The organism is Serratia proteamaculans (assembly GCF_949794035.1).
GTDB lineage: Bacteria > Pseudomonadota > Gammaproteobacteria > Enterobacterales > Enterobacteriaceae > Serratia > Serratia proteamaculans.
This window is the reverse complement of record NZ_OX461105.1, coordinates 4048988-4074736: the sequence shown is the minus strand read 5'-3', so window position 1 is coordinate 4074736 and position 25749 is coordinate 4048988. Positions and strand designations below refer to the sequence as shown.

General features: G+C 49.9%; 23 protein-coding genes and 2 pseudogenes. 17 read left to right on the top strand and 8 right to left on the bottom strand.

Annotation, left to right across the window (positions count from 1 at the left end):
- The first annotated feature begins 3 nt into the window (after positions 1 to 3).
- The 4 genes from QOT07_RS18975 (at position 4) to QOT07_RS18960 (ending at position 5439) form a co-directional block, all read left to right on the top strand.
- Positions 4 to 156, top strand: coding sequence for a hypothetical protein (locus QOT07_RS18975; protein ID WP_283603752.1), 153 nt, complete (start codon positions 4 to 6; stop codon positions 154 to 156).
- 305 nt (positions 157 to 461) lie between these two features.
- On the top strand, positions 462 to 2072 hold the full coding sequence (locus tag QOT07_RS18970) for a hypothetical protein (protein ID WP_283603751.1): 1611 nt from the start codon (positions 462 to 464) through the stop codon (positions 2070 to 2072).
- A 317-nt stretch (positions 2073 to 2389) separates the two neighbouring features.
- On the top strand, positions 2390 to 4180 hold the full coding sequence (locus QOT07_RS18965) for an ATP-dependent nuclease (RefSeq protein WP_283603750.1): 1791 nt from the start codon (positions 2390 to 2392) through the stop codon (positions 4178 to 4180).
- Entirely contained in the window at positions 4177 to 5439 is a 1263-nt protein-coding gene (locus QOT07_RS18960) for an ATP-binding domain-containing protein (protein WP_283603749.1), read from the top strand. The genes QOT07_RS18965 and QOT07_RS18960 overlap by 4 nt, the downstream gene beginning before the upstream one ends.
- 207 nt (positions 5440 to 5646) lie before the next feature.
- Here QOT07_RS18960 and QOT07_RS18955 read toward each other — a convergent pair whose 3' ends face one another.
- From QOT07_RS18955 to QOT07_RS25950, 3 genes are all read right to left on the bottom strand, one after another.
- Complete coding sequence (locus QOT07_RS18955; RefSeq protein ID WP_283603748.1) at positions 5647 to 5982, bottom strand: VapC50 family PIN domain-containing toxin; 336 nt, start codon at positions 5980 to 5982, stop codon at positions 5647 to 5649.
- Positions 5969 to 7339, bottom strand: a complete 1371-nt coding sequence (locus QOT07_RS18950) for a hypothetical protein (RefSeq protein ID WP_283603747.1) — start codon at positions 7337 to 7339, stop codon at positions 5969 to 5971. The genes QOT07_RS18955 and QOT07_RS18950 overlap by 14 nt, the downstream gene beginning before the upstream one ends.
- A 326-nt stretch (positions 7340 to 7665) precedes the next feature.
- Positions 7666 to 7851, bottom strand: a complete 186-nt coding sequence (locus QOT07_RS25950) for a VapC50 family PIN domain-containing toxin (RefSeq protein WP_488175599.1) — start codon at positions 7849 to 7851, stop codon at positions 7666 to 7668.
- A gap of 86 nt (positions 7852 to 7937) precedes the next feature.
- Between QOT07_RS25950 and QOT07_RS18945 the strand changes: the two genes are divergently transcribed.
- Together QOT07_RS18945 and QOT07_RS18940 are read left to right on the top strand one after the other, a co-directional pair.
- Positions 7938 to 8396, top strand: a complete 459-nt coding sequence (locus tag QOT07_RS18945; RefSeq protein WP_283603746.1) for an amidohydrolase family protein — start codon at positions 7938 to 7940, stop codon at positions 8394 to 8396.
- A 111-nt stretch (positions 8397 to 8507) separates the two neighbouring features.
- Positions 8508 to 9047 (top strand): GNAT family N-acetyltransferase, encoded by a 540-nt coding sequence (locus QOT07_RS18940; RefSeq protein WP_283603745.1) that lies wholly within the window; start codon positions 8508 to 8510, stop codon positions 9045 to 9047.
- Between the two features lie 11 nt (positions 9048 to 9058).
- On the opposite strand, the gene QOT07_RS18935 is transcribed toward QOT07_RS18940, so the two are convergent.
- Positions 9059 to 9433 carry a winged helix-turn-helix transcriptional regulator gene (locus QOT07_RS18935; RefSeq protein WP_261259000.1) on the bottom strand — a complete coding sequence of 125 codons (375 nt, stop codon included), beginning with the start codon at positions 9431 to 9433 and terminating at the stop codon, positions 9059 to 9061.
- A gap of 126 nt (positions 9434 to 9559) precedes the next feature.
- Here QOT07_RS18935 and QOT07_RS18930 point away from each other — a divergent pair, with 126 nt between their 5' ends.
- Positions 9560 to 10393 (top strand): enoyl-CoA hydratase/isomerase family protein, encoded by an 834-nt coding sequence (locus QOT07_RS18930; protein WP_283603744.1) that lies wholly within the window; start codon positions 9560 to 9562, stop codon positions 10391 to 10393.
- A 76-nt stretch (positions 10394 to 10469) separates the two neighbouring features.
- On the opposite strand, the gene QOT07_RS18925 is transcribed toward QOT07_RS18930, so the two are convergent.
- Positions 10470 to 12251, bottom strand: coding sequence for a hybrid sensor histidine kinase/response regulator (locus tag QOT07_RS18925; RefSeq protein ID WP_283603743.1), 1782 nt, complete (start codon positions 12249 to 12251; stop codon positions 10470 to 10472).
- A complete protein-coding gene (locus QOT07_RS18920; RefSeq protein ID WP_283603742.1) occupies positions 12248 to 12880 on the bottom strand; it encodes a response regulator transcription factor in 633 nt (210 codons plus the stop codon). Before QOT07_RS18920 ends, QOT07_RS18925 begins: the two co-directional genes overlap by 4 nt.
- A gap of 177 nt (positions 12881 to 13057) precedes the next feature.
- Between QOT07_RS18920 and QOT07_RS18915 the strand changes: the two genes are divergently transcribed.
- Entirely contained in the window at positions 13058 to 13372 is a 315-nt protein-coding gene (locus tag QOT07_RS18915) for a putative periplasmic lipoprotein (RefSeq protein WP_085118217.1), read from the top strand.
- A gap of 203 nt (positions 13373 to 13575) precedes the next feature.
- Positions 13576 to 16596, top strand: a complete 3021-nt coding sequence (locus QOT07_RS18910) for an autotransporter outer membrane beta-barrel domain-containing protein (RefSeq protein WP_283603741.1) — start codon at positions 13576 to 13578, stop codon at positions 16594 to 16596.
- Between the two features lie 20 nt (positions 16597 to 16616).
- On the opposite strand, the gene rluF is transcribed toward QOT07_RS18910, so the two are convergent.
- On the bottom strand, positions 16617 to 17417 hold the full coding sequence (rluF, locus tag QOT07_RS18905; RefSeq protein WP_283603740.1) for a 23S rRNA pseudouridine(2604) synthase RluF: 801 nt from the start codon (positions 17415 to 17417) through the stop codon (positions 16617 to 16619).
- 318 nt (positions 17418 to 17735) lie between these two features.
- Here rluF and QOT07_RS18900 point away from each other — a divergent pair, with 318 nt between their 5' ends.
- From QOT07_RS18900 to QOT07_RS18890, 3 genes are all read left to right on the top strand, one after another.
- Positions 17736 to 18044, top strand: a complete 309-nt coding sequence (locus tag QOT07_RS18900; RefSeq protein WP_283604396.1) for a YcgJ family protein — start codon at positions 17736 to 17738, stop codon at positions 18042 to 18044.
- A gap of 49 nt (positions 18045 to 18093) precedes the next feature.
- Positions 18094 to 18429 carry a TonB family protein gene (locus tag QOT07_RS18895; protein ID WP_283603739.1) on the top strand — a complete coding sequence of 112 codons (336 nt, stop codon included), beginning with the start codon at positions 18094 to 18096 and terminating at the stop codon, positions 18427 to 18429.
- A 918-nt stretch (positions 18430 to 19347) separates the two neighbouring features.
- Positions 19348 to 20295, top strand: a complete 948-nt coding sequence (locus QOT07_RS18890; RefSeq protein WP_283603738.1) for a helix-turn-helix domain-containing protein — start codon at positions 19348 to 19350, stop codon at positions 20293 to 20295.
- Between the two features lie 923 nt (positions 20296 to 21218).
- Here the strand turns inward: QOT07_RS18890 and QOT07_RS18885 are convergent.
- Positions 21219 to 21551, bottom strand: a complete 333-nt coding sequence (locus QOT07_RS18885) for an Exc2 family lipoprotein (protein ID WP_283603737.1) — start codon at positions 21549 to 21551, stop codon at positions 21219 to 21221.
- 181 nt (positions 21552 to 21732) lie between these two features.
- Here QOT07_RS18885 and QOT07_RS18880 point away from each other — a divergent pair, with 181 nt between their 5' ends.
- The 5 genes and pseudogenes from QOT07_RS18880 to QOT07_RS18860 all read left to right on the top strand — a co-directional run bounded on the left by QOT07_RS18880 (position 21733) and on the right by QOT07_RS18860 (position 25540).
- Entirely contained in the window at positions 21733 to 23037 is a 1305-nt protein-coding gene (locus QOT07_RS18880) for a colicin-like pore-forming protein (RefSeq protein ID WP_283603736.1), read from the top strand.
- Between the two features lie 541 nt (positions 23038 to 23578).
- Positions 23579 to 23722 (top strand): annotated as a pseudogene (locus QOT07_RS18875) (DUF1493 family protein); the annotation flags it as partial.
- 21 nt (positions 23723 to 23743) lie between these two features.
- Positions 23744 to 23992 (top strand): antirestriction protein ArdR, encoded by a 249-nt coding sequence (locus tag QOT07_RS18870; protein ID WP_283603735.1) that lies wholly within the window; start codon positions 23744 to 23746, stop codon positions 23990 to 23992.
- A gap of 189 nt (positions 23993 to 24181) precedes the next feature.
- A pseudogene (locus QOT07_RS18865) lies at positions 24182 to 24508 on the top strand (Tn3 family transposase); the annotation flags it as partial.
- A 27-nt stretch (positions 24509 to 24535) separates the two neighbouring features.
- On the top strand, positions 24536 to 25540 hold the full coding sequence (locus QOT07_RS18860; protein ID WP_022542389.1) for an IS110-like element IS4321 family transposase: 1005 nt from the start codon (positions 24536 to 24538) through the stop codon (positions 25538 to 25540).
- Positions 25541 to 25749: the final 209 nt, after the last annotated feature.

The following is a 25749-nucleotide window of genomic DNA, read 5'->3' as shown; positions in this document are numbered from 1 at the left end:
CGGTTGAACGAGATCGTTATAGGCGCGACATGGCAGGAAAACGGCAACATTACATTCCCAGATTTCTACAGCGAGGTTTTCTCGCTGAGCAAACCGGCGAAGCTGAGCGGACGTGGCTGCATCGGCGAGGTACCGCAGCCCGACTGGTCGGTATAAAAGATGTCGGAGTTGGCGAGTTCTTCTACTCGAAGCTAGGGCCTGCAGACGAAGAAAGGCTAGACGATCTCATTACATCAGTTGAGTTGGATATCCACACCAGTCTCCAGGAGCTCCAACGTGCTCCCCGAGGGGCTATCATTAACTCACGAATTCCTGCCCGCGTCACGACGCACCTTACGTTAAGGACGGCGCATGTACGCTCGACCTTCCTTCAAGGCGCTGAGCAGCTGTTAGATCAGTTGTCCGTACGAATCTCTGACTCGGATCAACTGCGTGAATTGATGGGGATAGATAGTGTGGGCATGAGTCTGCCCTTGGCTGCAATCGAGGAAGAACTGAATTCGTCTCTCCTCGGAGAATTACTCCCGCGTCCTTTCGCCAAGAGAGCCCTAGCCTTCTCGCTCCGCGAGTCGTTCAGCGAGTTCTACTCATTTCAAATGCCAGTGGTCGCCGAAGCTTTCATAAAACTTATAGAAGCGCTTCCCGCTATGACCCGGGACGGTCATAACAAGGCATTAAGAACATCCCAAGAGAGTAAATGGGTGGCGGATCTAGCGCAGCTGTCATGGCGAACGTACAGTGTTGAGGGGGCTATTCTTCCAGACTGCATCGCTTTGGCACAGAGCGGATCTGACTCGCTAACAGCTCTAACTTTGAGAGAACAAGAAATACCTGACATTATAATTTTGCCCATCGCTCACGATCTGTTACTTGTGGGATCTAAGAGAGAAATAAAAGAAATTAATATCGAAAAAATCAACGCCGCAAGCGCCGCTTGCAGCGACAGCTTTTTTATTGCCCGCAACTCCTGCGACTCTACCGACTTTGCCACCCTAATCGGTCAGCGCTGCTCCCTATCAATAAAAAAAGTTGTTGCAGAGGCGATAGCTGAAGTCGGACAGCGCGACTCCTCGCAGTCAAGCGCAAGGACTGGGATGGACTCCGTTGTCTCAGCCAATCACACCAATAGCTTTAGCTTCTCTCTAACGTGCCAAGGGTTTGCCGATTCCGAAACTGCGACCAAACTTGGTAATATTATGCGGGGTATAGTCCAGGAAATGAGCCGGGATTTGCCACTCTCACATCTAGATGGTATTACCTTCGCGGCAGACTACGTGGCAGCTCTGGAGAGCCTGGATAGGGGGGGGGAAACGCTCCTTGCGGACAGGACCCGCCCTCGAAATTACGGTCAAGCCATAGCCAAATGCGTTCATGTCGTCCGCGACGGGAAGCGTAAAGAGCATATTGTGCTCAGCGCAGTTATTGCAGGAGCGCTACTTGATGCGGAGGATGAAAACAACGCTTGGGCTCTACACGTCATTATTGGGATGCTCGCAAATGTCGCACACAGCGCGCTTTACGAGCAGGATCTTCCTAGCATGTCAGAGATCCCATTTGACATCGTCTCAAGGCGACTGCATGTAGCCTCATCTTCCTGTCCCGGCATGTATTTTTCGGCGAAAACTAGCGCCTTTGCCGATAACGGTGCTGGTGAGCGATTTGCCACTTTATTTTTGGATAGCCTGTCCTCAGCACAACAAGCGATCCAATGCGCGAAGCGGACATACCTTGTTGATCTAGCAATGGACCAATTGCTAGACGTAGCCCTTATGCATATATCTTCAGTACTCGATCATGCAGCTGAATGGCTTGGGCATCGGGATGGGCTTCCATCGCAAGAGTTGCTCCTGGGATCCTCGATTAAAGAAAACTTGAAAAACCATGGGCTTAGCGATTGGATTGAGCTTTTTGGGCGCGATTTACGACGGCTCTACGATGCAGACGATCAGTTCACAATCGAGAGGATCCTTGCGCTTTCACAACATGTTGAGCGTCTCTTGTGGACTGTGGGCATGTTTCCATGGCCGACTGAGGAAGGTGATTTATATGTGTCATTGGCCCCGGTCACATGAACAGCTCGTCAGCTGTAAACGTCGGGTGAGTGCGTACACGAATGTAATTGTCTGGTCATAGTCGATGCAAAAAGAGTAGTCACTCCATGCTTTTACTCAGCAGGGAACAACTCTTATGGTGAAATATCTTGATCAGACTGCAAGGTCTGTGGGATAGCGCGGGTAGTCCAGCAGCGTTGGATAGAGAAGGCGCGATCACGAATGAGATTGAACCTGTTGATCGATACCTCGGTATGGCTCGAGCTGGGGCTCGTTTGAAGGTTGGAGGACATGGCGGCGAAAACCAGTGATTTACCCCCTTAAAAAAGGAACGAAGAATGCGGGTAGCCAATTTGAGGATCGAGAATTTTCGTGGTGTGAAAACGGGCTTTGTACAGTTCGGCAAGCATCCTGTTCTTATTGGAGATAACAATACTGGCAAGACCACGCTGATCGAAGCGATGACTCTTGTGCTTGGCAGAGATCGCTTAGTGCGGGAGCTGACCGAGCATGACTTTTATGGATCTAACCCGCAGGCGGCTGATCGAATCAAGATTGTAGCTACGGTCACTGACTTTCCGGAAGACGACCCAGAGCAGAGCAGCCAGTGGTTTCGTGATGAGAGAGCGGTTGTTAAATGGCTCGATGAGACGACAGGCCAAGTGCACCCGGGACGCGACAACCCGGCGTGGAAGCTATGTTGCCAGGTTGGTGTGCAAGCTCGTTTTGACCATGAGAGCTTGGCCGTGGAAACCATACGCTACTTCCATGACCATGAAGAGCCCATTGACCCTTTTGCTGATGAGGCACCTGCCCCAGTGCCTGGCAAGCTTATACAGGAACTGAGTTTCTATCTGGTGCGCGCGAGCCGGACCTGGGACAAAGTCTTCTCATGGGGCAATGAGCTTTTCAAGCGCACGGTGCTGGCGGCTGCGGCTCAGCCTGCGGGGGCATTGCTCGCTGAGCGAGACCGCTTGCGGGCACCGGCCCAGCCAATCGATGCCGACCCGGATATTCAGCCGCTGATCCAGAATCTAAATAGTGAGCTTGCACTCTCGTTCCCGAACGCTCCAAAAGTCCAGTTGAGGCTCACAAACACCGACAGTCGGTCTGTGATGGAGGCAGTTTCAGCCCATTTTGCAGGAACGGATGGCTTCAGCATTCCCGCAGGGAGGCAGGGCAGCGGGCTTGTATCCATGCAAGGCTTGTTATTACTTCTTGAGCTTGGTCGCGCTCGTGCTTTAAATGGTGGAGAGTTCCTGATGGCACTGGAAGAGCCTGAAATCCATCTCCCACCTTCTGCGCAGCAGCGACTGGTTCAGCGCGTTCAAGCGCTATCGACCCAGACTTTCGTCACTACTCATTCGCCGCTCGTCGCCAGCATCGCGGATCCGACCTCCGTTTTGATCTTGAAAAAGCATGAGGGGGTTCTTTCAGCCGAGCCTTTCTTGGCCAGTCCACTTGCTGCGGCGGCTCCAAATTGGAAACGCAAGTTTTTCCAGCACAGCCGCATGGACGTGCTGAGTGCGTTAATGCAGCCCGTGCTTCTTGTTCCAGAAGGTCGTGCCGATTTCCAACTAATCCGTTGCATTCTACGGCCGCTAATGATGACAGAAGGATGGATCGATACGATGCCACGCCCTTTCGGTATCGAAGTCGGTGTAGTTCCCACAGAGGATGCAAATGTCATTGAGACTCAGAGGCTGATGAGGCGGCTTCACCAGAGAGTATGTTGCCTCGTGGACGGAGACGCGGCCGGCCTAGCGTACGCAGATCAACTGCGGCAAGAAGCTGCACCGCCGAGCGCGATCATCCGTTGGCACAATGGCGCAATGATTGAGGATGCCATCGGCTGGATCCTCGAAGCGGAAGAAGCCGTAGTGGTAGCGAAACTGGCGGAAATCTCCCCGCAGCCGCCCACGTCGAGCGCTGACATTGTGGCGCACCTTAAGTCCAAAAAGATGGACATCATTGCCTATGAAAGCCTCGCTGATGCCATTGCTACGACACAAGCATGCAGGGGGCGTGCAGCGGACTTACTGAGCGGTCTTGCTTGTGCATGCGTCGGCGACGAAGCTACGCAGCGATTTGCCCGTGGAGCCGATGGAGTGTGGGTCTTCCAGCCATGACAGTCCACGCATTTACCGGCGGCGCCGGTTGCGGCAAGACCCACATGCTCATGGCTTCGCTGTCTGCGTATCTGGACGCAACACCACTTCATGCAGGTCAGAAGATCCTAGCGCTTACGTTTATGCATGGCTCTCGTCGACGTCTGGAAGAGCGTCTTGGAATGCTTCAGAACCTGAGGGGTAGGACGGAATGCACAACTATTGATAGCTTCGCATGGCGTCTTGTTCGACGTTGGCGTTCGTTTGCCGCAGCTCTCGGCTTCGTAAATATAGAGCCAAGTGAGTACGAGCGCGTATGTGAAGCTGCCAGTGTGCTCGTACAGATCAAGGATGTCCAAAGCTGGGTGGTGGCGACGTTTCCTATCCTTGTCGTAGATGAAGCCCAAGACATGACTGTGGATCGCCTCGGCATGGTTGCAGGTCTGGCCAAAAGATTGGAGGTATTCGTTGCGGCCGACGAGTTTCAATGTCTCAGCGAGGAGCTTCGACCCAACCCAGCATGCATTTGGCTGTCCCAAGTATGCGCGCCTGAAGAACTTACGCAGCCACGGCGGACCAACGTCGATGAGCTGCTTAATGCAGCGCGAGCGATTCGCGCCGGCGAAGCGCCACAGTCCGGGAAATACTTCGTAGTTGCGCAAACGCCGAAGCCACCGTTGGCTGGAGCATGGATCAACTCCAACTTGAGTTGGTACGGCGGAGGCAAGAGTGTTGCGATCATCACTCCAACGCTTGGGACGTTTGCGAGAGCTGCGTTGACCTGGGCCGCTGCGAATAATACCAAGAAAGGTGCAGGCCCTTACAGCATTCCTTGGGAACAGTCGGAAGCAAAAGCTGCAACCGAGTACCTCGCCACTATTCAACTAGCCAACCAGGCTGATGCATCTTCCATTGCTGCCGTCCTCTTAGCTGCTGGTGACGCTAGAGTAGCCAGAGATGTGACCGAATGGTTGGAGATCCAACGTCGCACCAAGGCGAAGGTGGAGTTCTCAAGGAATGAAGTCGTGAAATTAGTGGAGCAATCATTTTCACAGCGCCGTCAATCTCGACGAAGCGAAGTGCGTGGATGGAATGGGATGACAGTTCACGGTGCCAAGAATCGAGAATTTGACAATGTCATTGTTCTCTGGCCGGCAGCGGTTGGTGGAAGCGACGAGCAGAAGAGGCGTTTGCTCTATAATGCAGTGACACGTGCGAAGGAGCGATGCATTGTCCTTGTCCAGGCAGCTGCCCACATGGACCTGCCTCCTTTCACATGACATGCGTCCCGTCTGCAAATCGTGGTCTGTTCTTTTGCCCCTCGGGGTTAGGGCAAATTTCATTCGGTCGACTAATTGAGGGCGGGTCTGCTGAGCGGAAGCCCACGTTTCGAGCGAGAATGGCATCAATTTGGTATGTTCTTTTTCATGGTATTTTGAAGTTTTCATCAACTTAAACATTTAATATAAAGCGGTTTGAAGTTCTGTTTATAATCGAGTAGGAGTGAATGTTTGTTGCAATATATTGATTTTGTTGTGATAAATCATTGCGACAACTGTGTATTCCACATCATTAATGGCATTTTTCATGGTGTGCGAAGAGCGCGCTATGGGAAAAACGCCGATACCATGTTGGGGTATGTAATCCCAACATGGTATCGGGATTAGAGAATGAAACGATAAGGCTTTGGTTGTCTGAATTAATCCTTGCTGAAATAGAATTTCCAGATAGCGATCGACGTCAATAGGCGGGTTCTTGAGTTGCGCCCGCTGGCTCTGCGCAGCGGCTACCACCGCTACTGCATCAAGGTCAGATCCATGCATAAGTTTTGTTCTTATGCCATCTGACCACTTCAACATCTCGGGCAATCGCATGTGCGCAGCCCAGCATCATTGCATATTCATGGAACAACCTTTGATTGGAAAAGATTTCTTCAAAATCTTGGGTTCCGTCTGAATTTTCTACAACAATGGCAGCATGGGAAATGTCGTTGCCTTTGTCTTGCCCAATTTCTTCGGTAACGATAAGCATGTACCTGTTGGGTAAAGTTTTTACCCCGTCTATATCTTTTGCTTCATTTAGAAGCACGGATATTCTTTCTTGAAAGATGTGGGTTGCATAATGATGCGTTGTCAAATGCTGATGCTCTCTTGACTGCCCAACCCACTTGACCCAAGCATCCCAATTCACTGGGATCGAGATAAAAATTTGCCTATCTGTTGCCTGTTTAGCCGCATCTGCTCTTCCCAGCTTCCAGTCCTCATGGTTTGTCCGAAGCCATTGCGCATTTGGTAGGTTCTCATGAAATGTTGTCCATTGCCCAAGCGACAGATCGCCAAAAACCAATCCCACAGGAGGCGATGTAGTTATCCCTGTACTATTCAATCTTGGGCGGCCATTACGAAAGAATTCTGATTTGCCTCCGATTGGCGGAGCCGGTTTGACGTAAGTGACGTTATCAATGTCGAATTGGGTGTCTATCACCGGCCCCTTTACCTCCTGCTTCCCCGGAGCCTGTTGCATGAGAGCAGTCATGCTCCTATCAGCGAGGTCGTTCCAAGCACGGCGTAAATCGTCGGACTCTGGAAAATTCTTGTCCAGATTTATGGGCACGTATTCAAAGGGATACAAGAAAAAACTGTCGTAGGAGTCGCTGTGGAAGTAGCAGCCCGAAACAATGACCCCATCAACCTCATTAGTGTCATTTCGTACCCGATGCGCGATCAGTTTGAGCAATGCATCGTGATCGAGCGCGGTGTAGCCGTTATTGATAAACCAAATAATTGAAGTCGTCGTTTCTTCATGCTCAAGCCGAGATTGTTTGAGTTGTTTTCTGGCTTTGCTGATTGCCGTTTTTATTGGTCCTTCTAGAATTCGATCAAAATTTCTCTGCTCGGATGAAGGCAAAGAGTCACGATCCAGAACTACAACTGGTTTATCGGAATTAAGGGGGCGGAACAAAGCAGCAAGCTTGGCTTGTCTTTCTGGTTTTGCTAAACCCTCATCATCGAGTGCCTTTAACTCTATAACGCAGTTACCCAGCACATAGTCGGCACCGGGCTGCTCTCGGTGATCAGCGTCCGGATGTGCTCGTTTCCCTCCAGCATTTTCAACAACCTGATCAATATCAGACTCTGAAATCGGCCGCAGCCTGAAAGGATTCATAAGTAAATTCGGCATTGTGTTCTTCCCCTGGTGCTGCCCACAGATCTTTCTTTTAGCAATTATTGCCGCGTATAGACCTGCAATCGATCGTAGTATGTCGGCTATTTCGCCAAACCTATGAAGACAAGGTTGCGATCAATAAACCAATTCCAATGATGGTGAAGCTAGCAGTAGCCCAACCTATAATTTGTGCATATTGAGTCCAGCACTTACCAGCCTCTTTTAGTATGAGGATTGAGCCGCAACGCATGCCTCCCACGATGTTGAGTTGCGCATGCTATTTGCTCGGCCATGGTGGTCTTGTACTCGCTTTAAGTACGCTGTTGAGCCAAGATGAAGCGTTATGGCAATTCTCGGTCAACAGGAGTCGCTAGAATAGCGCGATAAGTCGCCAGAGTCTTAGTTGCCTGAACCAATCGTTGCCGCAATAGAAACTCCAGATAATGATCGACGTCAGTAGGTGGGTTCTTGAGTTGCGCTCGCTGGTGCTGTACTGCTGCTGCATCAAGGTCTAAGAGATTCTCCACAAACTCATCGAGATGTTGGGACTTCACTCCGTAGGAGGCGAGTACGCCTGTGGGAAAGTCCCGTTGGTTGAAGGTCACGATCACGCTTGTACCGCAGCGGATGGCCGCAGCCAAAACATAACGGTCGTCGGGATCGAGTAGCTTCTTATGCCTTGCAAAGAGGCTTAATCAATCAACGGGTACTGGACGGAGAGAAAAATGTCCCCGCGTTGCTCAGTTGCCAGGATATTTTGCGTTTTGCCACTCTTGAAGGCGCAAAAGCAGCGCATTTAGACAGCCGCACAGGTTCCCTGACACCGGGAAAAGAGGCCGATATTGTCATGCTACGCGCCGACACACTGAACGTTATGCCACTCAATAATGCTGCCGGCACGATTGTCACGTTGATGGACACCAGCAATGTTGATACGGTCATTGTTGCCGGGAAGATGGTCAAACAGAACGGTAAAATGCTGGGGGTTGATCAGGCTGCTCTGCTGATAAAAATAGAAGCCTCGCGTGATTATCTGCTAAAGGCTGCCGGAGTTAAGCGGCATTTATTTTAATTAACTGCTCAGAGGTTATAGGGTCGGGAACTCACCGGAAGTGAGCCCTTGGCAGGTTCGCGAATGAAGAGTACTCGACCGCCAGGTTTTGAAGGATTCGCCGGAGGTGCTATGACGACATTGCCAATACGAATACCGCTACCCGACGAGCTTTACGCGTCTTTAAGGCCGCTGGGACCAAATGATGTTGATGCGTGGTCGGCATATTTGAGTGAGCCTGGGGTTATTGAACATACCAGTTGGGGGGATGTCGGCCCGAGCAACCTCGAAAAGCTGGTTGCTGACTATGCCGAAGGCAGAGATTCACTTCGTTGGGCCATTGTGGATTCGAGTGACAGTTTGCTCGGTACGGTGGGGTTGAACGACATATCCCGCGATCATGGCCGGGCTGAAATTGCCTACGATCTTGACCCGAGCCACTGTGGCCGGGGTTTGGCGACTGAGGCGGCGAGTGCCGTTATTTATTGGGCGCACACTGTTCTGGGCCTTCAGCGTGTGCAGGCTACTGTCCTTGATAGCAACATATTGTCCATTGCCGTCCTGGAGCGAGTGGGCATGCAACGCGAAGGCTTGATAAGGCAATACCGTCGAGTGCGCGGGCAGGCCCGAGATTATTGGATGTACGCAGCCATTGATCGCACAGGAAATTGAGGCTGTCAGCCTCAATTTTCACCCTGTTGGTTTTGCTCATCATATCTGCGTTGACTGTCCTGTATCGACTCCATATTTCCCAGCGTCCAATCAAATAAAATTGAGAACGGCCCCTGCAACGATTCGCCGAGCGGTGTCAGTGAATATTCGACGCCCAGTACTCGGCCATCCAACACCCTGCGTTTTACCATGCCGTTGCGCTCAAGCTTGCGCAGTGTCTGGGTCAGTACGCGTTGAGTGACGCCATCGAGGCGACGCTTGATGGCGTTGAAGCGCCGTGGCTCGCGCAGCACCTCCAGCACCATCATTGACCATTTATCCGCGATCTGGTCGAGAATAATGCGGCTTGGGCAGTCGGCGCGGTAGATCGGATCGGTCTGGTTCATCGGTATCCTCCAGCATCCCTGGGATGCTTAAAGTGCGTAATTGACCCTAGGTATGCAAAGTATACCATGCAGTGAACAGCACCCAAACCCGGTGCCAATGTCCCGCAAACCACCCAGGAAATTGACATGACTGATACAGATTTCGGCAGGCTGAGTATTTCCCATGACGCTGGCGTGTCGACGATTACCATCAACAATCCGCCGGTAAATGTTCTCGATGTGTCTTTGATGTCGGAACTTAGCCGCTTTCTTGTTGCTGTTCGTGACGATCCGAACACGCGAGTGCTGGTATTCCAGAGTGCGAATCCCGAGTTTTTTATTGCTCACGTCGACATGACCTTAATTGATGAACCCCATGCTTTCGATGAGCTTGCACGTGATGCTCCTGAAGGGCTTAATCCGTTCCAGGCGTTCGGTGAGCTTTTGCGCGCGCAGCCACAGGTCACGATCGTCAAGTTGGCCGGGCTGGCACGCGGCGGTGGTGCCGAATTTGTGGCGGCGGCCGACATGGCGTTTGCCGCAGAAGGGCTGGCGGGACTCGCCCAATGTGAAGCGCTGATGGGTATCACCCCCGGCGGCGGGGCTACCCAGTATCTGACCAGTCGGATGACGCGCGGTCGTGCTCTTGAAGTAGTGCTTGGCGCCGAGCTTATCGATGCGCCCACGGCGGAACGCTATGGGTGGATCAATCGCGCATTGCCTGCCGCTGAACTTGACGGCTTCGTCGATCGGTTGGCGCGAAACATCGCGGCCTTGCCCGAAGGGGTGATTGCGGCAGCCAAGAAGGCGATGCCCGCGCCAGATTTGCGGGAAGGCTTTTATCGCGAGCACGATGCCTGGGCAGGGCTGTTCGAACGCCCGGCAGCAGAAAAACTCATTCGGGGTGGGCTTAAGGCGGGTGCCCAGACCCGCGACGGTGAGCGAAACCTTGAAGGCCTGATGCGTGGGCTTGAGATCTAAAAGGGATTTCCCCCTGAAATCTAACCCATACGGAAACGGAATTCCGGTGTGGGTTCACTGGTTTAAAGCCTCCCCACTAACAAGATGCCCACTGCGACAGCAACACATAGAGTTTTGCGGGTTCCAATGGTTTTCTTAATACCAGATAGCCCTCCTGCTCGGCCTGTTGCAAAGTGGGTGAGTTAAATTCACCGCTGACCATGGCACCGCTGGTATCCGGCAGGCGGTCAAACAGGGCTTTCAAAATATCGAAGCCGCTCTCGCCAGAGCGAAGCCGTTGATCGCAGAGTACGGCGAAAGGGCGAAAGCCTTCATCGATAATGGCAAAAGCCTCCTTTGCGGAAGCGGCGCAGCGCACGGTCAGGCCCCAGGTGCTCATCAAACTCGACCAGGCAGAAGTCACCAGCGGATCATCGTCCACGACCAGGCAGGAACCGTATAGCGGCGCATAGCGAGCAGGGGTGATGGTATTTGAGTAAGTGCTTGCGATTTCGGGTGTTTTGTCTTCCCCGGTGTACAGGGCAAAGCGCATCCAGAATCGGGATCCTTTACCCTCAACGGAGTGCATGCCGTATTTCACCTTCATCAATTTGGCGCAGCGTGCCACGACCGCCAACCCCAATCCATGGCCGGCGCTATCAATTTTCCACGCCAGTTCGGGACGATAATAGGGGGAAAAGACTTTGCCTTTTTCGTCGTCGGCAATACCAACGCCGGTATCCCATACCTCGAACAGGCATTCACCCCTTTGCGGGCGGATCGCTATCAATACACCGCCTTTTGGCGTGTAACGCAGCGCATTTTGGATCAGGTTAATCAGTGATTGCCTGATGAGTAATTGATCGCCCACCACGAGAACTCGTCGCTTGGGCCGCCAGGTCCGCAGTGATAATTTCCGGCTATTCGCTTCTTCACGAAACAGCGTAATTACCGAATCGAGCACTGTTCCAATATCCACGTGGGTAGTGGCGGTGCTGACGTTGCCGGATTCAATCTTGCTGAGATCGAGTAAAGAATTAAACATCAGGTGCACGGAGCGCACGCTTTGCTGCAGATCCATGAGTTGCGGGGTGAGCGTGGTATCGCGGTTTTTGTGAATGATGGCTTCGATCAAAAAACCCATGGCATGCACCGGTTGGCGTAAGTCATGGCTGGCGGTGGTAAGAAATTGGTTTTTATCCAGCAGGGCCTGTTCCGCTTCTTCTTTGGCCTGCCTAAATTGTTCTGCAAGGCGGGAGCTGTTCTCTTCGAGGCGGGCTTGCTGGATGAAGAATTTATGAGAGCTCAACGCGTGGCGGTAGATGGCGAACCCATAAAGCAGATTAAGCATCAACACAATAAACATGACATCGTTTAATCGCCAGATGATACCAATATTCAGCATGCCCCAGCAGGAAAAGAAAAACAGGGTAAAGGTGCTAATGATTGGCGTCAGATGTGTTGCATTTGCCGCGACGATAGCCGCTATGCTGATGTTCAATAATAAGAAGAAATCAAAATTCCCGGTCTGCGGTGTGATTACATATAATGAGGAAATGCCTAAGCCATGAACGAAGGCGACTTTATTAATATGCGGTAGCCAGCGGCGGAGAATAGCCTCTGCGTCTTTTTTCTTGGCTTCATTTTTATAGCTGCGATGCCATACTCTGATAGCCACGGCACAGCAAAGATACAAGACTATCCAGCTAGTAATGGGCCACAGGTTTTCCCCCAGTAAATAAATCCAAATTGCGAAAGGGATGCCGACAAGAGGCACGGCACTGAAGCTAAACACCAGGCGTAGAAAGGTATTGTCCAGCAGGCGAATTTGAGCCCGCGGAGAGATCCCATCATCCTGTAAAGACTGAATTATTTTCATTCTGATGGAGCCTGTCTGCCATGAAGTAAAGTAATCGCCTCCACCCGGCTGTTAACGCCTATTTTTTTCAAGATATTACTGATGTGTTCTTTGACTGTAGGTTCGGAAATAGAGAGCTGTGCGGCAATTCTCTTATTGGGTAAGCCGCGCATCATCATGGTTAAAACGTCAATTTGCCGTGGGGTTAAATTAAAATTATGGAAGTTATTTTTGACACTGGCGCTATCTATGGAGTTATCCAGAGGAAACCATTGCCGATTGTCGGTCAGCGCAAAAACGGCTTTTTCAAATGATTCAGGCGGTTCGTTTTTAAGTACAAAACCGTGACCACCGGCATCACGCACTTTTTGCCATATTTCATTATTCTCGTCACCACTGACCACCAGTAAACGTACCTGAGGATAGAGCTGTTTTATCTCTTTCAGCAATTTTAATGCCGTGCCATCGGATAACCAAAAATCGATGACGATTAAACGCGGGGCACCATTTTCAAGAATGTGTCGATAGCAATTATCTTCGTTGGTTGCCACATAAACATGTTTGAATCGACAATGCGAATTAAGGAAATTGGCAATACCACTTGCCACCAAAGGATGGTCATCAACAACCAGTGCATAATCCTGCCCCAAAGCTATCTCCTTTCGCCTAAGCATATCAGATGGTTCTGACGATTTTTATTATTGACCCTCCCTACTTTAGGAGGGTTTTTTCGTTTAGGAAAGAGAAATATATTATGTGGGGATTTGGACAAGATAAAACATAGAGCCATTCAGTGTTTGGATCTGTTTGGTTGAAAAGGATAATTTATGAAGAAACCATTTATCGCTTTAGCCGTTACTTTACTGGTAAGCGGTTGTTCAACATTGAAAACCGATCAGGCAATACCCTTGCTGCAGGCGGAGACGGCAAAAATGCTCGGCTTGGGGTCATCGGACGAAATTACCGTGACCAATGTTAATGGTGCTCAACCCGACGCGCTGGGCGGGCAAAAGCTTTCTTACCGCGCCACCACTGAGAAAGGACGGATCTTCGATTGCTCCTCGATGATGATGCCAGGGTTTTTAGGATCGGCAGCCACATTGAGCGCGCCAAGCTGCACCCCGGTTGTCACGCATAAATAATCCACCAACGCCTACAGGGATATTTGGCCTGAAGTCACAATAAGTTTGGTATCGAGGCGTTAGCGCTGGGGGGCAATAAGCTGGCGTCTCGATGGCAATCAGTTGGTGCACAAGACATTACGTAACCTACACCCTCTAATACATTGAATTTTTCATATAAATAATAACTTTGATGGCATCAGAATAATTGAGCCGGAGAGAACATGAAAGATAAAATATCGCATCACTTAGCGGTAAGAAAACCGCTTTCCAAAGTTTACCTCGCACTGTTTTCTGCACCACTGATATTGATTGGACCTGCTGATATAGCCCGGGCCGATGATGCTATTTTTGATGGCGAATCCAAAGTTACAGAATCTTTGGCCTACGCCGGTAATGTTTATGTTGGCCGCAATCAAAGTGGGAACCTATTGATCGATAATGGCGAGGTTAATGCCTATAACATCAATATTGGCACCCGTTCAGACGGCAAAATTTATGAAAGTCTGGTTACGGTCAGAGGACCGAACGCGGTATTGAGCGCCATTAACGATCAATATGTTCTGCGCGGCAGTTTAAATCTTGGCCAGGGCACATTGCGGGTTGAAGATGGCGCGCTGGCCAGTGCGAAAGAAATTATCGTTGGTACCACTGGGGGGTACGACAGCCACCTTAATGTTAAGGGCGCTGGCTCCAGGGTTATCAGCGACAGGCTCGGCATCGGTTTCGGGCAGGGCGCGCGTTCGACCCTGTTGATTGAGGATGGCGGGGTAGTGACCACCGTGGCCGCCGCCAGAATTGACAGCGGATTCATACCCGATGAGGCCGACAAGCTGGGACCCAAAGCCACGGTGACCGGCAATAACTCTCAGTGGAACATCACTCAGGCGCTCACCGCCAACGGAGATGTGGATGTGCTGAACGGTGGGGTGGTCAATGTTGGCAGTGCGCAGATTGCCGGTGTTTCAGGCTCACGCAAAACCGCCGAGTTGTATATCGCTGGCGAGGGTTCGCGTTTTACCAGTGCCAGCAGTGTCAATGTTGGGGACTATGGTAACGGCGTAGTGTCGGTCGTCGATGGCGGCGTATTTTCCGCCGGTGCTAACGAACTGCGGTTGGGTGACACAGGATCGGGCTCGAACAGGGGCGCGCTAATCATCGGCAGCCGCGGCAACATGGATACTGGCAGCGGCTTGACCGAACCCACGCTCGGTGCGGCGGGAGGTGCGGGGACTGTCGATGCCCAAACGGTGGTCAATCTGCGCGGTGGGTTATTCGGTAGCTACGTGTACTTTAACCATACCTCCGACAGCTACGATTTCAGCAATAAGATGGTTGGTGAAGGTGAAGTGATCAACACCGCCGGGCGGACGACGCTGAGCGGAGATCTTACCCAGCTTAAGGCGAACGTAACTGCCCGTGGCGGTAAAATCATCATTAACAGCGATATCAATACGCAACCAGAAGACAGTCCTTTCGACGTGCAGACCCTGAGTGCCGAGAATGGCGGTACATTGATTCTTAATGCGACAGCCGGTTCTGACGTCAACAATGGTCAGGGTTACAGCAGTGCCGCATCGATCAAGTCCGGCGGCACCTTGGGCGGCAATGGCACTTTGGGTCAGACGGAAATTCAGTCCGGTGGCCATATTTCTCCCGGTGATGGCAACATCGGCACTTTGACGCTGAAGCGCTATCTGAATTTCATTGGTGAATCTTTCTACGACGTCGATATTGCCGGCGATGGCAGCAGTGACAAACTGGTGGTCACGGGTAAAACCACTATCAGCGATCAGGCGAAGGTGCAGGTGACTGCGTTGGACCCGCAAACCAGTTATCAGACCGGCCAAAGCTATCGTATTTTAACCTCGGAAGCTGGGATCGATGGGCAGTTCGCCGAAGCGGTCTCAAAATCTGCGTTTCTGGACGTGGCGCTCAACCACAGTGCGAATGCCGTGGATCTGACCATTGCGCAGAAAGGTGGTGGTGAGAATCCGGGCGGTGAAAACCCGGGAGGCGAGAACCCAGGCGGTGAGAATCCCGGCGGAGAAAATCCAGGTGGTGAGAACCCGGGAGGTGAGAATCCTGGTGGCGAAAATCCGGGAGAAGGCAGCGGCAAGCCCGGCATTTTCCAAACGGTGGCGCAAACCGGCAATCAGTGGAATACCGCCGGCGCGCTCTCGACTCTGGCACAAGGCGGCCCTTCATTGGCCCTGTACAACTCTCTGTTGTTATTGAGTGCGCCGGAGGCGCGAGAGGCGTTCAATCAACTGTCTGGCGAGGTCTATCCTTCCATGCAGTCTAACCTGATTGCCGGCAGCACCCAGTTGTTCAATGTCTTGAATCAGCGGATGTTGCGTGCGTTTGATAATGATCCGTTGCCCGTTCCCCCCTTGGCGATGACGCTGGTTCAGCCGACGCGGGCTGAAAATAGCGGTGTATGGGGGCAGACGTTTGGTTCCTGGGCAAGAAACAGTGGCAATGACAACGTGGGTAAACTGGATGGCAATACCAGTGGCTTCCTGTTGGGGGCGGACCATAAATTGGCTGACCACAGTATTCGCGTTGGGGGATATTTTGGTTATAGCCGTGGTGACTACAATATTGACAGCCGTCGCTCCAAGTCAGACAGCGATAATTATCACCTGGGTCTGTATGCCGCAGGACAGCAGGATGCCTTCTCGTTACGTGGTGCATTGGGCTACACCTGGCACCGGCTGGAAAATGAGCGCAATGTTAACTTCGGTAATTACTCGGATCGGCTTAAGGCGAACTATGACGCTGACTCACTGCTGGCATTCACCGAAGCGGGCTACCGTTTTGGGCAGACGGACGCGAACGTTGAGCCCTTTGTCAATCTGAGCTACATCCGCCTGCATACCGATAATTTCCAGGAAAATGGCGGTGCCGCAGCGCTTAGCGTACGCAATGAAACGATGAATACCTTCTATTCAACGTTGGGCGTGCGCGGTACGGTTGAACTGCCGCAGAACGTCAGCCTTTACGGCTCATTGGGTTGGCAGCATGCCTACGGCGATAAAACCACGTCATCACGCATGGCCTTTGCCGGCAGTGACGCGTTTATCACACAAGGTACTGCGGTTGATGACAACCTGATGGTGGCGGACATTGGGGTGAGCGTGAAGTTGTCGCGATCCACCAGCCTGGATCTTGGTTATCAGGGGCAATACGGTTCTGATACTCAGGTAAATGCAGTCAATGCCAACATCAGATGGTCATTCTGATTTTCTAAAGAATTAGGTTTTTATAACGGGGTATCGTTGGGCAACAGGCCATTGTTGCCTGGCGATATCTCGGCTCCCTGCAATTGGTCGCCGTCCTCGGACGAAGAGTGCTCAAGCAGCTTGAATAACTCGGTTCGCTCATCCCCGGTCAAGTCCCGCCATTCGCCCAGCGGCAGCCCTTCCAGAGTGATGTTCATAATGCGTACGCGCTCAAGTTTGGTGACTTCATAGCCAAAGTGTTTGCACATGCGGCGGATTTGGCGGTTAAGCCCCTGAACCAGCGTGATGCGAAATACCTGCGCGGTTTCTTTCTCCACCCGGCATTGTTTCGTCACCGTATCCAGTATCGGCACGCCTGCCCCCATGCCCTGAATAAACTCATCGGTCAGGGGTTTATTGACGGTGACCAGATACTCTTTTTCGTGATTATTACCGGCGCGGAGGATCTTATTGACCAGTTCGCCGTTATTGGTCAGGAAAATCAGCCCCTGAGAAGCTTTATCCAGGCGGCCGACGGGGAAGGTGCGCTGGCTGTGGTTAACAAAATCGCCGATGTTATCCCGCTCATGTTTTCCCATGCTGGTGAGGATGCCAACCGGTTTATTCAGCGCGATCAGCACCAGATCTTCGGCATTGCGTGGCTCAATCAGCTGACCGTTGACACTCACCCGATCCCCGACCAATACCTGCGCGCCCACGTCGGCCAGGCAGTCGTTGATAAAAACCAGGCCCTGCTTGATATGACGATCGGCATGGCGACGGGAACAGATGCCGCTGTCGCTAATGTATTTGTTCAGGCGAATGGATGATTGAGTCAACATGGTTTCCCCGTAAAACGCGGACTATACCTTACCTGAGGTCGCAGAGGTTAATGGCGCTTGAACCTTCCCCGTAGCAAGCAGGCTTTCAATTTAACGATAATCAGAAGATCGACATTGGTATTCGGCTTAACCTCTGCACTATAGGTATTCTTGCATCGTTTTCCGTGACTAATCTGTAAAATTGCACATCGTCAACGCCCTGTTTTTTATGGCAGTATGGTGTTCCAAATAACGGGCGCTCTGCCATTAAACGAGGCTGACTCATTGAATAAAATAGCACTTTCGTTCTCACTGACTCTGCTGCTTGCCGCATCCGTGATGCCTGTGCAGGCAAAGCAAAATTCATCCCTCAAGTCACCGGCATCAGGCGTGTTATGTGACCGTTACGCCTGTGCGAATGGCACCGATGGTATTTCCCGTGAATTGACCGAGAAGTATCTCGGCAAGAAAGCCGCCACCAAGCTGTATTTACAAGGTGACTTCGACTCGACCGAGTTCACCTTTGCCAATGGCATTTTCTGCGATGTCAAAGAGCGACTGTGCCGTGAGGATCGCTACTACGGCGAAGGCGGTAAACGCACCGGAGCCGTTTCCAAGAAATACACCGAGCTGCTTTTCGGCCACTAAACTGCCAGAGTCTGGCAGTTGCATTAACTAACTTATGGAGTGAGTTACAATGATAAAACCTGCTGCCAAGATAATGTTGTTAGTGCTTTTTTCGCTATCGCTGACGGCTTGCACCGGCAGTGAGAAGACTGCCAAATCGCCATCAAATTCAGTAACCGACCGGCAGAAGCCACAAACCAATTTCGCCAGGGTTAAATTTGACGTTGATGCAGAGGGGCGTGTCCAGAACATTCGCCTTCTTGAGTCTCATCCCAGCGGTATTTTTGATAATGAGATGAGGATGGCAATGCAGAAGTGGCGTTATGAAAGCGGTAAACCTACGAAAGATCTCATTGTTAACATCCGTTTTAAAAAAGAGAGTTCTGCAGTAGGTGAATCATTTTAGTTTTTTCTGCACTGCTAGCGCAGGCCAACGAGTGAATGGCAAGCTTTGGCTCACCCGCGGCATCAAAGCCGCGTTCTTGCCACTCATCTGACGTAGCGGCTGCAGTGCTTTACAAGGGGACCCTTCCAGTCAGTCTTGTGGAGTGGGAGTAGTCAGTAATTTCTCCCGATCGCGCTACGTAAAATCTGAAGTCTCCCCCATTCCCCGATAAGAAATTATTTTTCACGTAGCGCAATCTGATAAAAAATCACACACATTCAATGGGCTAAAGGGACGACGTCAGAAAACTTAGCCACTATTGTGCCTGAGAACGCTGCGGTGATCGTTTGCAATAAATCGGCTGCCGCAGAACTGTAAATCGGTAAAACTGATGTATAACGGAAAAATACCGAATGATAAGGATAGAAATAGCGGCTGCGATTGACGCCCGCCAAGCCGCCGCCAGTGGTTAGAAACACCTTATGTAGTGTTAAAAACCGGAGTCACTATACCCTATAGGGGTTATCCACAGAAACGGGGGGTAAGTCTGTGAAGATCGGCTTTTTAGGGGGTTACCCGAAGGCCAACACAGGACAGGAAAAGACGAGCTCGGGGCGGTTGGCCTAACGACATCCTTGTAGCGGAAAATTTTTGTCAGCCAGGGCGAAAAGCGACGGCATTGTCGGTGGGAATGCGACGTAAAAACTGCCGACTGACAATAACCCCCTGCCAGTTTACCAGATTTCACGTAGTCCAATTTTCCTCAATCCGGTCAAAAATTCGTCCTTCATCGCGTTATCCCTAAGGAGATGCGATATTGGAAGTGCGCCAACTAATTAAGTAAAAAAAATAAGATATGAACTAAATCCTGTGTTAGCATTAAATTTACTTAATTCAATAAAAAATGAACTATATTTCGCTATCGGGAGGTCTCTATTCATGTCCAGCCAAGCTCTTGTCGAACTAGTGTTAAAAAACCTTGCCTGCAGTCAGAAGGCGTTGGCAGAACGTCTTGGTGTATCGCCAGCACAGGTCAGTAAATGGAAAAAAGGAGAATACATGTCCGATGACATGGAGAAAAAAATGCGAGAGCTTTCCGGTATTAATACGCTGGACCCTGATCTGGTGTTGTTAGTCGGCTCAGCGGAACAAGCCATGAAATGGGAACAGGTTATTCAATATATTGCTGAAACAGCATTGGAGAATGCGGAAACTGGCTACGAAACTGAACCATTAACGGATCCTGATGGCTTATTATGTGCCGAAACCTTAAGAACCCTGAATGAGATGGGGGTCACGATACCGAAAGAGTTTCCGACTGAGTTAGAAGTGGACTTTAGTGATCCCGATGAAGATATGGACTGGGATATGATCGAGGAGAACCCCTACTTTTCACTGATATCTCAAATATACCGCGCCCTCAATGATGTCTATGGATTTTACTATGCTTATATTTATGAGTTAATCTATGATAACGATGATGAATTGTTCGATGTTGGCTCGGAGATTGAGTCATGCTTGTTATTGTTGGCAGCCAGTAAGGTTGATACCAATAATGCATTTGTCACTAACTTCACTATGTTTAAGTACCGAGTTACCTCTGATTATGGGCGGTGGATCTCTCAGGTTAAAGAGATCGCTTTTCGTAAAGGATATCCACTGAAAGCCGAACTACTGAACTTGGTTTACAGTTCTCATGACGCCTTGGGACATGAAGCTGAAGCAGAGAGCTTAGGGTTTAACAAATCGCGCTTACACCCTGATGTTTATATGAATGAATTACTGGTAGGCATGAGAACAATACATCAGATTTTACCCGCCATCATGAAAAAACTGGGTATGGAGGAGGAATTTGAGTTGGACATTACAGATTTAAATATCAAATAATATTTTCTCTACAAAATAACCCCCATGATAAAGTCAAAATGAAGGCTTTCTCATGCTGTCATTTACTAATATCTTCGACGGGGCATGATATAGGTGAAAAATGCCCCCGCTTTCAATCCTCTGAGTCCCGGACCTAGTGGATATATACCGAGTGAGCTGGCATTTATACAAATCAATCAGCAACTAAGCACATAATTATCCCTGGTGATTAGGATACGCTGTAGTGGCTAGGTTGGTTGACTTAACGCTGCCAAACCTAAGTAATCCGTTGCCACGGCCGAACTGGTCTCAAGCAGCTCTTCAATAACATACACAACGTCAGTACCTTCTCGCTCCCAGCCATAATCGCTGTCTCCGTGCCTGAGCATGGGATATCCAAATGCTGATGGTTCGTTCGACGTGCGAACGTAATGTTCTGCTATAGCCTGTTCGATCAAGTCGCAGATGGCTCCCAGGCTGAAACAGGCTTGATTCACACCGCAGTATTTGCAGGCTGCCGGACGTCTCGATGCTCGCGCTGAGAAAAGGCTCAGTGATAAATTCTGAACATATCCAGGTTTTTTGTGAGTTTGTACTGCACATTCAGGGTGTCTCCCCAAAGGATTCATAGTCTCAATATTATCAGACGAAAGGCCGCCTGAAAGCGAACTTCCGAGTCTGCCTTTTTTCGGATCCGAGGACGAGGAGAAAAGGATTAATGCTTGAATAGCAATAAAACACCAAGAATTTTGTTAACACATCCTTTGTTGATCGCATAGGGGGTTCGGCTGACTATGCGCAACGGCTGGGTAAATGGGCGGCGGCGCACCCACTGGAGTTTGCGCTCTACGCGGCGACGTGCGGCCACCTGAAAAGCTAATTACGCCCCTCATACCCATCTATGTAAGCACCGGTTGTCTCTTCAGTCATGGCTTTACGCCATTTTAGTGATGTCCTGGCTGCGTTATATTCCTTGCCCGCGAATACACTGTAGTTTTTAAAGGAAGTAAAAAATCATCGCTGTAAAAATATTGTACATGTTTGTTTGCTTTTTCCCGTGTAATACCGTTTTCCCGGTCCTTTTTTCCTGCTTCCCAGAATTGCTTAAAAAACGGAATAGATAATTTGACCGACTCATGTTTACGGGTGACAAAATTATGATCGAACCCGTCATCTGCGGAATAGGTAAAGTGTTTCGTGTGACGTTCGGCACTGATCGTGGGGTATTTCACCCTGCCAGGGCGAGCAGTGATGTGATAAGGACGCTGGCCTTCCATGTTGGACATGCTTTCATTGGGGGGGGTATGAGTATAAAGGCAACAATATCAAGTGGTTACATTACATTAAAATACTTCATATCGTTGCTGTTGACGATATTTTCCAGAAAGTGTAGCATCCACCAGTACTGTTTATGCATACAGTGGTCGAGTTCAATAGCATAACCTAGAGAGGGAAATTATGGGTGGTTTTAATTATGGCGGTAAAGGCGATGGGAGCGGTTGGAGTCGTGAGCGAGGGGATGGCCCTACACCAGGTGGTGGCTCTCATGGAACAGGCGGGCGTGATTCTAAATCAGGCGGTTCTAATGGGAAGACTGGAGGTTGGGCTGGAGCTGGTCCGATCAATGTTGGTTTGATTAATGCCGCTATTGAGGAGGCATTGAAAAATGGCCTCCCCAGGAGTGATTATGCGTCAACGCAGACCCCCGCCTACAAAGTGATGCGAGCCGCGTTTGATGCTCTCCCGCTCGACAAGCAGCCGGCAGCTCGAGTCCAGACCAATCAGGCATGGCAAAATGCGCACGATACGATGTCGGATAAAGTGACCACGAGAACGGAAACCGGCGGTAGCAATAACAACCGCACGATAATCAGAACTCATGATAATGAAGCAAAAAAGACCCAGGCAAAGGCAGTTGCCCAGGTTAAGGCTGATTTGGAAAATGCTTTAAATAAAAATCAGGCAGCTGAACGCCAGCGTCAGGCTGAGGCGGCGCGTAAGGCTGAAGAGGCCCGCAAGGCAGCCGAAGCCAAGGCAAAAGCCGATGCAGAAGCCAAGCGTAAAGCCGAAGAGGCCCGCAAGGCAGCCGAAGCCAAGGCAAAAGCCGATGCAGAAGCCAAGCGTAAAGCCGAAGAAGCCCGCAGGGTAGCCGAAGCCAAGGCAAAAGCCGATGCAGAAGCCAAGCGTAAAGCCGAAGAAGCGAAAAAAAAAGAGGAGGATGCAATTAAAGATGCAGTCAATAAAGTATCTGACTTTTACAAAGAATTAGCATCAAAATATAGCGAAAAATTGGCTAAGGAAGCCAAAGAACTAGCAGATACGGCAAAAGGAAGAACACTGAGAAATGCCGAAGATGCAATTAAGGCATTTGATAAATACAAATCCGACATTAATAAAAAGGTAAACCAAAAGGACAGAGAAGCTATCGCCAAGGCTCTTGAGTCGTTAAATAAAGAGCAGATGGCAAAACAGCTCGCGAATTTTGGTAAAGCTTTTGGCTTTGTTAGTGATGCAATCCAATGGAGTGGTTTTGTGAATGGTCTGATAAAAGGTTTAAGAACGGGTGAGTGGAATGATGCGATAATCAGCGGCGAGAGCATTATTGTCGGAAAAGTGGCTTCTGCCTTGGTCGCAGTAGCCTTTAGTGCAATGGCTGTCGCACCTATTGGTATTGTTGGGTTTGCTGTTATTATGGCCGTTGTGGGTGCCCTTATTACTGATGAAACCTTAAGAAAGATGAATGATCTCATCACGACCATGTAAAAGTGAAAGCAAGGTCGGCTATTTTTAATGGTCGACCTTAGCGAAATAATAAATCAAGAAAAACAGGCCAATTGGCGGCATGGATAACACAATACAAATAACAAACCCCCAGTTAACCCAGTTAAACACCCCGGCCAACTGGCTAAATTTACTTTTAATAAAAAACAAAGTGAATGGAAACAGCGCTGATGCGGATACCCCAAATAAAACAAAGCACACCAGCTCAGTCGTGGACAGAGTTGTCGTGTGATTTGCCATAATAAATAGCAATGTGTAAAAAAATAATGAATAAATTAAATTTTTTGAAAAAAACTTCAATGTCATATCGATATCTCCTAAAAAACTACTATATATAGCATGTTTGTGACATAGGCAAGCGAAAATGAAAATTTGAAACCATAATGGTATTAGGCCACCGTGTCCCAAACAGCCCCACCAAAATGATAGCCGCGTTCGTTCCAGCGCGACCTAGTACAACATGCCTTGAGGATAGTGAGTGACAGAATGCAAGCTGACCCGGACCAGCCAGATCCAGGACTAATGGGATGTTGATCCGGGCAACATGGAGTTTACTCACTACTTTGCACCTGAATTTTTTGGTTCAAAGGTACCCGAACAGCCACTCAGACCGCTCACCATCAGGATGCTGGTTGAATCGGCCAAGGCTGGACGCTGGTTGTATTAACATGAAACGAGAGGTATCAACATGGATCTGGTGAAAATCGCGCGCCACTGGCGCCAAGAAAACCCATCACTGAATCGGACAGGCGGCGTGGTGTTAATTTGGGATGGCGAGCCGCATGGCTGGAAAAATACGTTAAGAGATGCCAAAGCTGAGCGACCGGGTGCCATCGCTCTCGATGAAAATGGGGGCGTTTTCATAGCGGAAGGGGGAAATGATTACGCGGGGGCAAGATGCTGGGTTGTGCTCAACCAAAATCAGCTAAAAACATAACTAATTAATTTATTTAATATAATTAGCATTGACTGTACTTTTTTGACAATTAATATACTGAACCTTGTGCTGTCGTACCACGTTGCGAATAAGCGACCACGCAGCTGAAGCCATACTTTGGTCATGTCTACTCAAAAGGACAGACACACAATTCCATAACCGTGACGAGTTTTTGGCGGCGCCGCAGCAGGAAACGCCCGTGATCGTTATCGCGCCAGTGGACTGAGATTGATGAAGGCAGCGATCATCTTGTTGAATACGATATATGTAGAAAGAGCTATTGGGTCACTGAGGCGAAAGGGTATCCAGATTAGTGAGCAACGGGTTTCTCACCTGTTGCCACTAGGTTGGGGGCATATCAATCTGACAGGGGATAACGTCTTGCGTAATAACGTTAAGTTGGGATCTGGTAAATACCGGTCATTACGCGCGGTTAATGTCAGTTTGTACAAAAAAGAGGCTTGGCGTGGGATATTTAATGAGATGGTCACTCCCTCCTTCCCAGTACTATGCTGAGGACAGGCTTTCATTCGGAGAACCATCATGGAAAACATTGCGCTCATTGGTATCGATCTGGGTAAAAACTCTTTCCATATTCATTGCCAGGATCGTCGCGGGAAGGCTGTTTACCGTAAAAAATTTACCCGGCCAAAGTTGATCGAATTTTTGGCGACATGCCCCGCTACAACCATCGCAATGGAAGCCTGTGGCGGTTCTCACTTTATGGCACGCAAGTTGGAAGAGTTGGGGCATTCCCCAAAGCTGATATCACCACAATTTGTCCGCCCGTTCGTTAAAAGCAATAAAAACGACTTTGTCGACGCCGAAGCTATTTGTGAAGCTGCATCGCGTCCGTCTATGCGTTTTGTGCAGCCCAGAACGGAATCTCAGCAGGCAATGCGGGCTCTGCATCGTGTCCGTGAATCCCTGGTTCAGGATAAGGTAAAAACAACCAATCAAATGCATGCTTTTCTGCTGGAATTTGGCATTAGCGTTCCCCGAGGAGCTGCCGTTATTAGCCGACTGAGTACCCTTCTTGAGGACAATAGTTTGCCTCTTTACCTCAGCCAGTTATTGCTGAAATTACAACAGCATTATCACTATCTTGTTGAGCAGATTAAAGATTTGGAATCCCAGTTGAAACGAAAGTTGGACGAAGATGAGGTTGGACAGCGCTTGCTGAGCATTCCCTGCGTTGGAACACTGACAGCGAGTACTATTTCAACTGAGATTGGCGACGGGAAGCAGTACGCCAGCAGCCGTGACTTTGCGGCGGCAACAGGGCTTGTACCTCGGCAGTACAGCACGGGAGGTAGGACGACATTGCTGGGAATTAGTAAGCGAGGTAATAAAAAGATCCGAACTTTGTTGGTTCAATGTGCCAGGGTATTCATACAAAAACTGGAACACCAGTCTGGCAAATTGGCCGATTGGGTCAGGGATTTACTGTGCCGGAAAAGCAACTTTGTCGTCACTTGTGCTCTGGCAAACAAGCTGGCCAGAATAGCCTGGGCCCTAACGGCACGACAGCAAACTTATGTAGCATAACGGCAGAAATACACCGGTTTAAAGAATTACTGATCTGGTTTTGCGAATACTGATATTGATGATACTAACGGCCCACCGGCCTGTTGAGGAACCTGTAAAACGGAAAGGCTCATTGAAGCCGTATATTTTCTGGAGGTTCATCAGGCGCGGAACTCATCAAGGCGCGGGAATAAAATCCCATTCAGACGCCGGATAGATTCAAGCAAGCC